This window comes from Enterobacter cloacae complex sp. BZL2005, from assembly GCF_049238885.1.
In the GTDB taxonomy this organism is placed as follows: domain Bacteria; phylum Pseudomonadota; class Gammaproteobacteria; order Enterobacterales; family Enterobacteriaceae; genus Enterobacter; species Enterobacter roggenkampii.
The window spans coordinates 1-11,999 of sequence record NZ_JBMKGI010000021.1 but is presented as its reverse complement, the minus strand read 5'-3'; the positions used below and the strand labels follow the sequence as shown (position 1 = coordinate 11,999).

Annotated in this window: 12 protein-coding genes and 2 pseudogenes; 11 read left to right on the top strand and 3 right to left on the bottom strand. The window is 47.8% G+C overall.

Translation table 11 applies throughout. From position 1 onward, the window contains the following. Window positions 1–29 precede the first annotated feature (29 nt). From ACOTXI_RS22405 to ACOTXI_RS22365, 9 genes and pseudogenes are all read left to right on the top strand, one after another. Window positions 30–485 carry a hypothetical protein gene (locus ACOTXI_RS22405; protein ID WP_033147098.1) on the top strand — a complete coding sequence of 152 codons (456 nt, stop codon included), beginning with the start codon at window positions 30–32 and terminating at the stop codon, window positions 483–485. A gap of 176 nt (window positions 486–661) precedes the next feature. Next, window positions 662–1,177 carry a type II toxin-antitoxin system RelB/DinJ family antitoxin gene (locus ACOTXI_RS22400; protein ID WP_421633969.1) on the top strand — a complete coding sequence of 172 codons (516 nt, stop codon included), beginning with the start codon at window positions 662–664 and terminating at the stop codon, window positions 1,175–1,177. 341 nt (window positions 1,178–1,518) lie between these two features. Then, window positions 1,519–2,175: a trypsin-like serine protease gene (locus tag ACOTXI_RS22395; RefSeq protein WP_023327708.1), complete on the top strand. Its 657-nt coding sequence runs from the start codon at window positions 1,519–1,521 to the stop codon at window positions 2,173–2,175. 186 nt (window positions 2,176–2,361) lie between these two features. After that, window positions 2,362–2,859, top strand: a complete 498-nt coding sequence (locus tag ACOTXI_RS22390; RefSeq protein WP_023327707.1) for a hypothetical protein — start codon at window positions 2,362–2,364, stop codon at window positions 2,857–2,859. Window positions 2,860–2,863: 4 nt separating this feature from the next. After that, a complete protein-coding gene (locus tag ACOTXI_RS22385; RefSeq protein WP_023327706.1) occupies window positions 2,864–4,252 on the top strand; it encodes a hypothetical protein in 1,389 nt (462 codons plus the stop codon). 400 nt (window positions 4,253–4,652) lie between these two features. After that, window positions 4,653–4,946, top strand: a complete 294-nt coding sequence (locus ACOTXI_RS22380) for a helix-turn-helix transcriptional regulator (RefSeq protein ID WP_032636197.1) — start codon at window positions 4,653–4,655, stop codon at window positions 4,944–4,946. 4 nt (window positions 4,947–4,950) lie between these two features. Further along, window positions 4,951–6,220, top strand: a pseudogene (locus tag ACOTXI_RS22375) (type II toxin-antitoxin system HipA family toxin). Window positions 6,221–6,422: 202 nt separating this feature from the next. Next, a complete protein-coding gene (locus ACOTXI_RS22370) occupies window positions 6,423–6,833 on the top strand; it encodes a hypothetical protein (RefSeq protein WP_023327703.1) in 411 nt (136 codons plus the stop codon). 12 nt (window positions 6,834–6,845) lie between these two features. Next, complete coding sequence (locus ACOTXI_RS22365) at window positions 6,846–7,457, top strand: hypothetical protein (protein ID WP_223998213.1); 612 nt, start codon at window positions 6,846–6,848, stop codon at window positions 7,455–7,457. Between the two features lie 200 nt (window positions 7,458–7,657). Here ACOTXI_RS22365 and ACOTXI_RS22360 read toward each other — a convergent pair whose 3' ends face one another. Both ACOTXI_RS22360 and ACOTXI_RS22355 read right to left on the bottom strand, forming a co-directional pair. After that, window positions 7,658–8,143 (bottom strand): GNAT family N-acetyltransferase, encoded by a 486-nt coding sequence (locus ACOTXI_RS22360; protein WP_013087269.1) that lies wholly within the window; start codon window positions 8,141–8,143, stop codon window positions 7,658–7,660. Then, entirely contained in the window at window positions 8,131–8,397 is a 267-nt protein-coding gene (locus ACOTXI_RS22355) for a DUF1778 domain-containing protein (protein ID WP_007869691.1), read from the bottom strand. Before ACOTXI_RS22355 ends, ACOTXI_RS22360 begins: the two co-directional genes overlap by 13 nt. A gap of 652 nt (window positions 8,398–9,049) precedes the next feature. Between ACOTXI_RS22355 and repA the strand changes: the two genes are divergently transcribed. Further along, a complete protein-coding gene (repA, locus tag ACOTXI_RS22350; RefSeq protein WP_023327701.1) occupies window positions 9,050–10,063 on the top strand; it encodes a plasmid replication initiator RepA in 1,014 nt (337 codons plus the stop codon). A 950-nt stretch (window positions 10,064–11,013) separates the two neighbouring features. Continuing rightward, a complete protein-coding gene (locus ACOTXI_RS22345) occupies window positions 11,014–11,808 on the top strand; it encodes a DUF4225 domain-containing protein (RefSeq protein WP_421633968.1) in 795 nt (264 codons plus the stop codon). A gap of 78 nt (window positions 11,809–11,886) precedes the next feature. On the opposite strand, the pseudogene ACOTXI_RS22340 reads toward ACOTXI_RS22345, so the two are convergent. Continuing rightward, a pseudogene (locus tag ACOTXI_RS22340) lies at window positions 11,887–11,999 on the bottom strand (IS5/IS1182 family transposase); the annotation flags it as partial.

The following is an 11,999-nucleotide window of genomic DNA, read 5'->3' as shown; positions in this document are numbered from 1 at the left end:
TTCATTGGAAATCGTACAGGGAGGAGCATATGGACCGCATCAAGTACCTGAAATGGATAGCTGAAGAATCACCAACTACGGCTCAGCAGCTGGTGGCTTGGTTAAACAGAGCAAGGCACTATACGCCCGACATGAAAGAGCATCAGGCAGGTGTACAGATTCAAGAAAAGGGGATTGTTGTAGGGCTTAGACAAAGTACTAATCGTTACCAGGGAGATTGTCTGGCCATACATGTGGTACAGCTTCCGGAAGAAATACAAAACAAGGGATGGTTTAAGTCTTTTCTGAAGCTTTGCTGTGAAGCGAATCCCTGGGGCGATGTTGTAATTGAAGACGTAAAAAATCCATATTTATTAGGCTTTTGCAAGAAAATAAACTTTACTAAATTGGATGAGTTTTATTCGGATACGTTCATTGTAAACACAGATGCCATTATGAGTTTATCCATCCCACCCTTAGGGAGATACGAAACCTATCTTGATTAAACCTGCGAACCTTTACCGGTTGCGTGGGGATCGGATGGATCTCGGCTAAAGAAAAATCACATCGTGTATTTTGACCAGAAAAAACTAATCCGCCTGATGTAATGCATTTTTGCATTACTGGTTGCGTGTAATGCAAAAACGCTTTACATTAATATCTTCTCCCAACAGGAACTGAGATGATGGCAACGATAAACGTTCGGATTGACGATGCAATCAAAATGACTGCTGATGAGGTTTTAAAAAACCTCGATGTCAGTCAGACACAGGCGATCACTGCGTTCTATCAGTACATCGCTGAAAACAAAAAGCTTCCCTTTACTGCACTCATGAGTTTCAAAACTCAGGATGATCTTTTAAAGACGTTCAACGATATTTTATCCGAAGCCCTTGCCATTGTCTTAAACTTACAGGTATGGATTAATAAATCAGATATTATTGATGGCAAAATAATTCAGAAATATTATCGCAGACTTGACAGCTATTATAGCAGTGCTAAAGAGCAGCTGAATTTCCTTGAAAGCAGAACAAAAGCAGCTCAGGTTTTAAATGCGCTTAATAAAATTTTGACGGTAATTGTCGATTTCAGTAATTTTGGATACGGATATGAGCAAGTAAAAATTTCTCATACAGAAAAAAAAGAATTCGAATCTTCTGTTTTCGATTTCGAAAACAGGCTTAAGGAAAGCTTTTAAAAAAAAGATGAGGTAGCAGGATGAAAAAAGTAAGAAACGCTGTATGCCCTCAATGTTCAGGTACGGGGAATGTTTCAGGATTCAGATCTGGAATCATAAAAATATACGCTCCCGTTCAGTACATACGGCTTGAAATGGATAATGCCATTAAAGGAATTCCAGTCTTTCGTCGATAACAGTTTCTGACCATCGCCATAACCATGTCATGGAGGAGACTAACCGTGTTTCAGAGGTGAGCTGGTGCCTGGCAAAACATACAAACTCAAATATCAGGAAGAGAGTTTAGTTGTTTATAACATGCAGTCGTGTAACTGATTAGGTACCGGCAAAAGGAGGAAATAATGTTTGAAAACTACGTCTGTAAAATCTATGTAAGTAATGATCCTCATTTTAGTAGCCATATCGAAGCAACTGCGTTTGGTTTCGATAATGGTCAGCAGCAAAAGATTCTCACCGCAGCCCATGTTGTTACCAATGCTCTTGGAAAAAACTATCCCCTTAGCAATACCCAAAAACTTTACATCAAATTTCTTAACCATCAAGGACTGCTGAACGAAGAGCCTGTTCTAGTCGATTTCATTCTCAATGAGGCTAATGATAGGGCAGACTTTAAAGACGGCATTCCGTTTGTTGACAGTGCAGAAATCGTATTACCAGCTGGAATACAACAGCCTGTAAGTAGTTACTTTAAGGTCCTAGCTCCCGCAGCTGGCATGGATACATTGGGTGTCGGATATCCAATGAATGAGAAAACAATTTCGACATTCCCTGGTGAATTTTTAGGCATTTGGCCTTTAAATTGCTCAAATCATTCTCCCCATCATCACACAACTCGCTTTGTAATCGCACATTACAACACCGAAGGATGCTCAGGTGGACCCTATGTCGTCTCCGAGGGTGACCAGCATTTTGTCATTGGAAGCCTGATTGGAATTATGTCTGGAACCAGTCCAGATATAAATCCGCACATGTCTGTTCAGTCCGCAACAGATTTTTAGGAAAGCCAGTTCCAAAGGGGCAACGGCACGGCAGTTATTTCAGGTCTGCCCTTACTAACAGCAACAGCATTAAAACTGACAACCGTGAACTGGAAAGTGCCCCAATAGTAAGTCATGATTTCTTCATCACTTTTATGGTGCACTTTTTCACCCATAACACAGCAAGTTAAGAATAAGAGGCCTGTAATGGACGCTACCGAAACTGAAGAGCTGGAAAAAATTCGCAAGAAGGCAATGGATGAAGTTACAAGTGCTCTGCAGGCGCTTGAAAATAAGTTCCCGGGTATTACTGAGGGCGCAGCAGCATTGGCGGGGTCAGGCGTCGGCGCTGCGGCTTCCTTCGGTGCTCTCTATACGCTTGGTACAACGGGAGTGTCAGCAGCAGGCATAACCTCCGGGCTCGCAACAGCAGGATCTATCGTAGGCGGTGGCATGGTGGCAGGAATTGGAATCCTGGCTGCGCCTGTAGCAGTGTTAGGGATTGGCGGATACGCGATAGTGAAACACAGGAAAAATGGGAAGCTGAAAGTCGCCCTTACTCTGGCCATTAAAAAGCTCTACGATGTTCAGGAAAAGTTAATGTCGAACGCTGAGTACTTTAAGGCAGAAATTGCTGTCATAAAGGCGCACATCGATATGCTTAATAAAAAAGCCCCCAAAGGGGGACTGGGCGCAGCGAGGTAAACACATGAGTCAGTCTCCTTATGATGATGAGCTCAGAGCCATCCGTTATATTCAGCTCCGTGGTCAGGATATCGCGAACGCTCACGAGACAATTAACAGTGATATAGAGAGCCTTAAGGCACAGTTGACCGGGCTAATCAGCGGCACTGAACTTGATGAAGCGGAGCATCTGGCGCTTAAAGAACATCATCTGCGAGAAATGACCCCCTCAGATGCTGCCATGCTTCAAACAGGCCTTAAAACCATCTATAGAGAGGCTAACCAGCGTGTATACGGTGATATTGGACTGGCCACAATACTCTCCACGGATGACCTGGCTGTTGTAGATGCCCGGATCCAGAATCATATTAAAGAATTTAATGATCGCTACGCACTCGACGCCTGGGATTATGCTATTGCCTGCGGATGCGGGCTCATAGCATCCATGCTGGATTTACTTTGCGTCAGAGCCCCGCCAAAACCTACGGTGAGCTTTACGGCAGAAGTGGATGGTATTTTCAATAAACAGGTCCAGAAAGCCTTCAATGCCATTTTGCCGGAGGACCTGAGTACAAAACTCTCAGATTTGTTTCCTATAGGGGCACCAGACAGTTCGATCAGCAGCGATTTAGTGGGTGCAGCCGTTGGCGTTTTGTCTCCCACAAATCACCGCTTAAGAGCTTTGTCACACGACCCCATACTGGGCATTATTTTCGGCATAAAGGATATGCTGAACGGGACCTGTACGGTGGTTCAGAATGGACAGATCGTGGTTTATCCTTCCAGTAAAGGCGTTACAGACGAAACCAATATTTTCAGGCTCATCGCCAGAATGTTTGGACACCTGGCATCGGATGTTAATGCCCCCTCAGCAAAAGGAAACCGTGGCATGGGTTTACCGGCTCCTTTTATGGGGCTACTTCGTATGCTTGAGGGGATCCCTGTGGGGAGTTCTAACTTCGGCAAACAAATAGAGTACATGTATGTCAACGGGTATGACTTTCGTCAGTTTATCGTGACAAGTATTCCGATGACCATAATGGAAGTTTTGATGCGGGTTTTCTTTGTGGCGAAACAGGTATCGCTGGGAAAAGGAGCTTTTGGGGAGACCTTACTGGATACCATGCCGTTGCGGCTAAATCCACGCTTCCGGATGATGCTTGCCCTGGGTTATGGAACTTCCAGTGCTGTTAACGCAGGTAAAATGTATATCACCGGCACTATTCTCAATGCGAATTATGCCTCCTGGATGGGGTTGGCCTGGAATGGTTTTCACTCACTCAAGTGGTCCCTTTATCAGCGACACTTAAAGCTTTGGGCCGGTATTGAAAAGGCGGAACTGGAAGAGCTTCAGAACAATATAGACAGCATCGAGGCATTGACCATCAGAGCAGGAAGCTTGCCAGTCAAGTAACATTCACCGGAGCACCTCTGGAACCCCATAGCCCACCAGCTGCTAAAAATGTCTGCCTTTGCTTTTAATACTCTGTTTGCCTCCTCCTGGAGGCAAATGGAAGGTCACAGCTCTTATACAGCTCACAACAGGGGCCATAAGATACTCCGGTTCTCGTTAACTGATGATCCTGACCTGTCAGCTCTCTTCCCGGATGCTGTACGAGCGTAACGGCTTATAATCGAAAGTTCTCTCATATCAAACGTCATAAAGATCTATGCTGTTACTTAGTAACAGCCTAAAGGTTGTATTTCATATTTAACAGCTTTTAGGCTGTTAATTTGATATTACAGCTTTTAGGGTGTATGTTTAGAAAACAGCCTGCAAGGTGTATCAGAGGAACTGCCGAGGCCAGCTTATGATCAATAATGATTACCCGTTAAACACGCTCAACCAGTTGCGTCCCTTGCTCATTGGTTTTCGCAAGGCGAATGGCCTGACGCAAAAAGACCTGTCCGAAAGGTTAGGGGTCACTCAACAGACATACTCACGTCTGGAAGCCAACCCTGCCAGTGCGAGCATTGAACGGCTATTCAAGGTGTTTTCCATCCTGGGCGTAAAAATCAGCTTCTCCTCGACAACCACCTCTTCAGAGAGGAAGCAGACGGAAGAAATGCTTAAATCAAACTCACCTGCACGACAGGAGAAATGGTAACGATATGAGCCGGAAACAGCAGCGCCTGGCAATCTGGATGAACGGAATCAAAGTCGGATACTGGGAAAAAAGTAAAGGGGTAGACAGCTTACAATACCTTCCTGACTGGAGTGCAGACGAACAGGGAAGGCCGCTGTCATTGTCCCTTCCTTTTACTCCCGGACAGCGAAGGCATACGCAGACGTCTGGCAATGCGTTACAAGGCCGATAGCCTGGAGCCTTTTGATCTGCTGACGGAGCTGGGAAAAGACTGCGTGGGCGCGATACAGCTGCTTCATGACGGAGACGAACCCACAGATTTATATTCCGTGAAGTGTCACCCTCTTACTGAATCAGAAATTGCGGCAACTTTGCGTAATACCACGGAGACATTGCTACCGGGCAGGCCAGAAGATAACGACGACTTACGTTTATCTATTGCCGGTGCTCAGGAGAAAACAGCCCTACTGTGGCATGAAGATCGGTGGTGCATGCCGGAGGGTAATACACCAACGACGCATATATTCAAGCTACCGCTCGGACTTGTGGGGAACATGAAAGCCGACATGAGCTCGTCGGTTGAAAATGAATGGCTCTGCTCGGTACTTCTCGAACAGTACGGGCTCCCCGTGGCAAGAACGCAGATTGCTCACTTTGAAGATCAGAAAGCGCTGGTGGTAGAACGTTTTGACCGAAAATGGTCAGGAGACGGACAATGGATCATTCGTTTACCCCAGGAGGATATGTGTCAGGCCCTGGGCGTTTCGCCATTACGAAAATATCAGGCGGACGGCGGGCCAGGTATATCGGAAATTATGGAAGTACTGAGTAATTCAGACCGCGCAGAGCATGACAAAGCGCAGTTTTTTATGACGCAGATAATTTTCTGGATGATGGCCGCAACAGATGGCCACGCTAAAAATTTCAGTATTTCTGTTGGGCCACAGGGACGTTATCACCTTACACCACTCTATGATGTGTTGTCGGCATGGCCGGTGATCGGTCAAGGGAACAATCAGATATCCTTGCAGAAGTGCAAACTGGCGATGGCCGTACGTGGCAGTAGCAACTATTACCAGATATATCGAATACAACGACGCCACTGGATCAGGCATGGTGAGATAACCGGCCTGAGTAAACAGCAGACGGAGGCGATGATAGAGGAAATCATCGCCAGAACCCCGGGAGTCATTGAACGTGTTAGCGGGCTTCTTCCGTACCAGTTCCACCAGCAGCTTGTCGAAAGTATTTTTGATGGAATGAGGCAGCAATGCAGGCGCCTGGCTGAGAAATAACAGCCGCAATTGAGAACTTGCTGGAGAACGTATGCACAGATTGTAGCTGATGCCACCAGCGGAGAAGATGGGCCTGATACTTACAAATGGAGTGTTGGGATCGCGCCTTAGCATCCGTCGGTCTGGGGATGAAAACGTACTTAACATCCAGCGAATTCCCAGACTTCACATTGCGACGGCCGCAATCACGTGAGAGAAAAAAATGGCAATTTTAGCAATGATTGCAGTTATCGCCCTGGGTGGATACGTCTACGGATTTATTAAAGTTCGTGAACTGGGTGCATTACGTAAAGAAATGAAACTGTACGTGGATCGCATGGAAGCGGCGGAGCTGGACTTACACGCAATCAGAAGCGTAGCGGAGCACCGGTTACACGGTGCAGGTAAACAGTTTGCCGATCTTTACAGCCGTATTGACGGTACAACTGTGACGCTGACACCCGAAGATCAGCTGTTACTGTCAACGATGCCATTTAATATCCAGGATGTAGAAGACATCGTAAACGAGCGCGGTCCAAAGACAATTAGCGGCCGTCCGTTCTGGGAAGTTGAGCCAGGCCAACATGACTATGAATATGGCCCGCAATATCCGTATTTCCCAGACCAGCGCTAGAAAGAGATCAAGATGAGAGAGCCAAGACCCCGCCATACCTTGCAAGTCATTCGAGTGCCTTCTCTGGAGGTTCAGAATCTGGGACTGACCAGCTTTGACAGCTGGCTTGACGAGAACGGTTATGACAAAACGAATGCCGGAAATAACCGTACCATCTGGGCGAGAGAAAGCGGATGGTATCTGAAACGTTGCAGAAATCTGAAAACTGGCACGGACGATTTCTGGTTTATCGCTTTCGATGGTAAAGGCGGAAACCTTTACCCGCTAAAAACCCAACGAGACTACCGGGCTGCATATCGTAAGCTCGAAGCCGAAGGATATGCGCCTGCGGTTATCGAGCAAATGACCACAGGCGCAGCATATAACCTGGCCTATCCACGTTCCAGCCTTAAACAAGCTGAGATGGCCATCAGCGAGCCGATGCGTAAACCTGACGTAGATATCATGGGTGAGCACTGCGAGCGTGTAGTGACGCAACGTAGTGGCGTGGCACAGGGTAAATTCAAAGTTCTGCTCATCGAGAATTTCTCGGGCCGTTGTGCGATAACCGGTTGTTTCCGGTGTGGATGGGTTGCGCTTTCAGGATGTGCAGGTGACTGCCGTAGAGAACACGCAAGACTGTAACGACAGTTATGAACGTTGATGGCATAGAATCTATGGGCATAATTCGCTGAATGAGCAGAACAAGGCTGGGCCCGAAACGGCTGGATTTGTTCTTAATTAATCTTAGTGCGCATAACAATGTATATTATGTTAAATTCAATGGTAAAGTCATTATAAATCAATATCTTAAATATCGAACAAGCCCCTTTCTTCCTCAAACCTCACTGTGGTAACTTTAAAAACAATGTCCGTTCCTGAGTTTGTGATGCCTTAAAGCCATGGTGAAGATAAAAGTTTTTGGCTTCTTCAGTCAGTGCATGAACCATAATCGCACGGACTCCAATATTCTCAGCTACACGGTAACAGCGCAGAACTGCATCATGCAGTAAATCGGCCCCGAGCCCTTGGCCACGGTATGAAACATCAACTGCCAGGCGAGCAAGTATGATTACGGGAATTGGATCTGGCATATTGCGCCTGAGGCTTCCCATTGCTTCCACGTGGTTAACGCTGCCGGTGGCCAGAGAGTAAAAACCGACAACCTGTTTAGTGTCTCTTTTACAAACGACGAACGTTCGTGCTGCACCAAGAGCTTGGTTTTTTAATCCCCTCTGTTTAAGCCAGTCATCAAGTACTGCCTCACCACTGACGAACTCTGCTAGTTGATGGGAGCTGGATAATGGTTCTGGTGCTGTTACACGTCCCACTGAGGTTTCCTTGCCAGAAGTTTATCAATAGCCGCCTCATCCGAAACCGGTGCATCGAGCATATCGATAAACTCTGCATACTGCTCATCGTTAAAATTAAATACGCGACGATCGAGGATCACATTCTCCGCAGCCTGACATGCCATTTCCAGGATGAAGTCCGTGCGTGATTTATGGAGAATCTCTGCTGCAGCATCAATAAGTGCTCTTTGAGATTCTTTAGCTCTAAGGTTGAGCTGAACATCTGATTTCATGAGTGCGCTCCTTGTATAGCGATTGCTTTACAAGCATATCATATGGATTCTGTATAGCAAAAGCTATACGGTTTTTTAAGTGCAGTGAAGATACGAAAGAGTCAACTTGCAACTATTAGGTAAAGCTCTTCCTCTAAATTATTTTCCTTGCTCTGGCCTACCAAATCAAACCCAACGCCCTGAATTTACTGCGTGCGATGCTTGCTAGCAGTCTCATCCGGACAATTAGCATGAAAACTATGGATTGTTATCTGGTCTAACATCTGGAAAAGTTACTGATGAGAAGGTAGTATTCGGATCGTCAGCGATCGTCTTGTGGTGGGACAGATTGTTGATTCAGATTACTTTTGTGTCCTAACTCAAACTGACGGTTTGACTGCTTTGTGGTGAGGCAGGCGGGTGGCAAAAGATGGTTTTACGGAAGAAATGCGGACTTCCGGAAACAGACAGGGACAGGACGTGTCCAGTAAAACGTTCAGGAGCAGGTAACGGGATTTCCCGGAGCCTGAATGCACAAACCCCCCGACATCTGTCATCATCTTGGCGGAAGACACAGATATCAGGGGGTCCAAAAGCAGGCGCGTGGCCTGTGAAGGATTATAACGCATGCACCACATAACACAACACCCGGCCGCCATAAGAACAGGCCGCCGTGAATGACAATCAGATTTCTGTTCACTGGTCAGATCTACCGAAAGATGAGCTAACCCGTTTCTGCCAGGATGTCGATGCCGGCACTCAGGGTAATTTCCTCATTGCACCGGTCAAAAAACTGACCCGCCGCAAACGCGGTGAGCATTCCACAAAAGCCAAATGTGAGAACCCGGCCTGGTATCGCCCGGAGCATTATAAAAAGCTCTCCGGACAGCTCGGTCATGCCTACAATCGCCTGGTGAAAAAAGACAAAGAAACCGGGCAGGTCAGCCTGCGCATGTATGTTTCTCGTCACCCTCTCTATGTCGCCGGCCGCCGTAAGGCGGGACGTAAATATGGCTTCCGTCCGGAACGTCAGCGCCTGCTCGATGCGCTCTGGCCAGTGCTCATCAGCTTCTGTGATGCCGGCAAGCATACCGTCGGCATGTGTATCTCCCGTCTTGCAAAAGAACTCAGTGCAAAGGACGCAAAAGGCAATGTCATTCCTGAAACGGAGGTGACGGTGTCACGCCTTTCACGGCTTATTGAGGAACAGGTACGGTTTGGCGTTCTGGGCCTCGCAGAAGAACGCGCCTGGGATCGTGAATCCCGCACCTGGTTGCCAACGTATGTCTATATAACCCCCGTGGGATTCCAGATGCTGGGCGTCGATATGGACAAGCTGTTTAAAGAGCAGGAGAAGAAGCTCCGTCAGAGCGCCGAGCGTGAGCAGCTGATCCGGGAAGGAGTGATGAGCGAACATGATGATGTTCAGGCCCACTCTGCGCGGAAATGCTGGTCTGGCCGTAAGCGTCGGGAGGCACTCGTTTACCGCCGCAAAAAAGGCGCGGAGCGTAAACGTGCCAACAATCTGATTAAGCTGCCGGCAGATGAACGACTCCATGCAATGTCTGAATGGATTTACCGCACCCTCCCGCCTGACGAAGCGTACTGGTGCACATCTGAGCGCCTGAAGGCTCTGGCCATCCAGCATCTTTACCAGCTGGATCTGGCGCTTTCTCCCCCGGACTAGTCACAGACGACACAACAGTCTTCTTGTTTACGGGCCCCTCACCGGGGCTTTTCGTGCTGGTTTTTTTCGGCCATTCTGCTCATTTTTCATCCTTCACTCCTTTCTTCTTCCGGTCATCATGACGTTCTGCCGGTCGTTATGGCCCGCAATGGCCACAGTCTCTTTTTTTTACACAGAAATCCGCAAACGAATAAGTGAAGTAACCCGGAAATGAATAAAAGACATTCCGCAAAACAGTCTTACTTCACCTTTTTTATCTCTCTGTTCATTACATTCCAGAGTGGATCTTTGTCTTGGGCCACTCTGTGGATAACGTAAAATGCCTTCGCATGCAGCGGCCTCACGGCCGCGCGCTCAGAAGGAAATCAAAAGTACCTCCCGTCGCAAGCGCCGGGCCTCGTTCTCGCCAGAACCAGGCACCGCATACATACCTGACCCCTGCTAAACCGACGCCGCCCCGGCCCAAAGGGCCGGAACACCCTCGCTTTAAGAGGGATGTTGTAACTAGTATCAAGAGTAGCTGTAGTTAAGTCACGGTAATCACTTCATACACGCTCGTAAGCGCCTGACGGCGCTAACGCGGAGATACAGCCCGTCAGCGGCCATCGGCCTTGACGGACTCACTCCGACCGCGCACATTAGCAATCGGAAAGCTTTAAGCGGGTATAGCTTTGCAGGGAAAGGGATGGGATTGGCAGAACCTATCAATCCGTAACGGCTGATGCCGGTTACGACGCCCCTCACCAGAATCACCCGGTTCAGCTCCGGCTGGCGTCTCCATGCCGCTTCGCGGCATACATGTTCCATGAACCCTGGACTACACAGGCTGGCCATCATGGGCGAAGGTTTACTGACAGCATCAGACTATTATTTTACCCTTTAAAGCAGGGTTGCCTAAATCCGGGAGCGCGATAAGCTTTAACGGGTGATTTTCAATCAGGATGAGTAAAATGGATATAATTCTTCCGGGAAACAAAAGCCAGGCACGACTCTGGGCAGAAACCATGATTAATCTGGAGGCCCGCAAACTCGTCAATACCGCTAATATTGTTGGCGCCCGACATCTGGGGGATGGATTGACGCGTCTCAAATTCATCGATGAAATTAAATCTGTCATTAATGGCGAATTTGAGCGTGCCCGGCGGGCAAAGTCTGACGAAGAGTGCATGACCTGCCTGCGTAACCTGCAGGCAGAAAACAGCAGTCTGCTTGAGCAGAGCCGGCAGCTCCAGACCGGTTATGCGAAACTATATGCCCAGATCAAATACGTCAGGGATGAAGACCGGATGGTCGGTTATGTCATCTCAGGAATTAAAGTGGTGCTGGCAGGTATGCAGGGCGTATTTGGCTTCGTGCTGACTTCCTCAATGACCCCCGTAGGCGTTCTTGCCGGGGCTATTCTGATTGTCGACTCGGCCAACACGATAACCCGTGAAGTTGGTCGTCAGTTCCTGAATGAACCTGACACGCAGGGTATGTTTGGTGATGGTGCCATGAACATCGCTAAATTCATGGGATTTGAACGATCAACAGGGTTAGGGATATACAACGGGATCGCGCTTGCAGGCAATATCTACAGTGTCTATGGATTAATGGCCAGACCTGGGACATGGCGTCTGTTTAACTATATCAGCACCGATTTTTACCGGAAAATCGACACCATGTCCCGGGGCAAACTGACAATGAAAATTGTGGGATGGGGGGTAAAGGGGTTTGAGGGCCAATGGAACGAAAACGTACGCTAAGAAGTTAATTCATTGTTTAAATTGAAATGTTGAATAAATCAGATTTCGGGTAAGTCTCCCCCGTAGCGGGTTGTGTTTTCAGGTAATACGCACGCTTTCAGGCATACCTGCTTTCGTCATTTTGTTCAGCGCTCGTACCAGGGCCATAGCCTCCGCAACCTGACCATCGTAGTCACGCAGCGTCAGTGAAC

What these genes read in the sequence shown, in the direction of transcription:
- ACOTXI_RS22405 (WP_033147098.1), top strand. Translation starts at nt 30, where the DNA reads ATGGACCGCATCAAGTACCTGAAATGGATAGCTGAAGAATCACCAACT.
- ACOTXI_RS22400 (WP_421633969.1), top strand. Translation starts at nt 662, where the DNA reads ATGATGGCAACGATAAACGTTCGGATTGACGATGCAATCAAAATGACT.
- ACOTXI_RS22395 (WP_023327708.1), top strand. Translation starts at nt 1,519, where the DNA reads ATGTTTGAAAACTACGTCTGTAAAATCTATGTAAGTAATGATCCTCAT.
- ACOTXI_RS22390 (WP_023327707.1), top strand. Translation starts at nt 2,362, where the DNA reads ATGGACGCTACCGAAACTGAAGAGCTGGAAAAAATTCGCAAGAAGGCA.
- ACOTXI_RS22385 (WP_023327706.1), top strand. Translation starts at nt 2,864, where the DNA reads ATGAGTCAGTCTCCTTATGATGATGAGCTCAGAGCCATCCGTTATATT.
- ACOTXI_RS22370 (WP_023327703.1), top strand. Translation starts at nt 6,423, where the DNA reads ATGGCAATTTTAGCAATGATTGCAGTTATCGCCCTGGGTGGATACGTC.
- ACOTXI_RS22365 (WP_223998213.1), top strand. Translation starts at nt 6,846, where the DNA reads ATGAGAGAGCCAAGACCCCGCCATACCTTGCAAGTCATTCGAGTGCCT.
- ACOTXI_RS22355 (WP_007869691.1), bottom strand. Translation starts at nt 8,397, where the DNA reads ATGAAATCAGATGTTCAGCTCAACCTTAGAGCTAAAGAATCTCAAAGA.
- ACOTXI_RS22345 (WP_421633968.1), top strand. Translation starts at nt 11,014, where the DNA reads ATGGATATAATTCTTCCGGGAAACAAAAGCCAGGCACGACTCTGGGCA.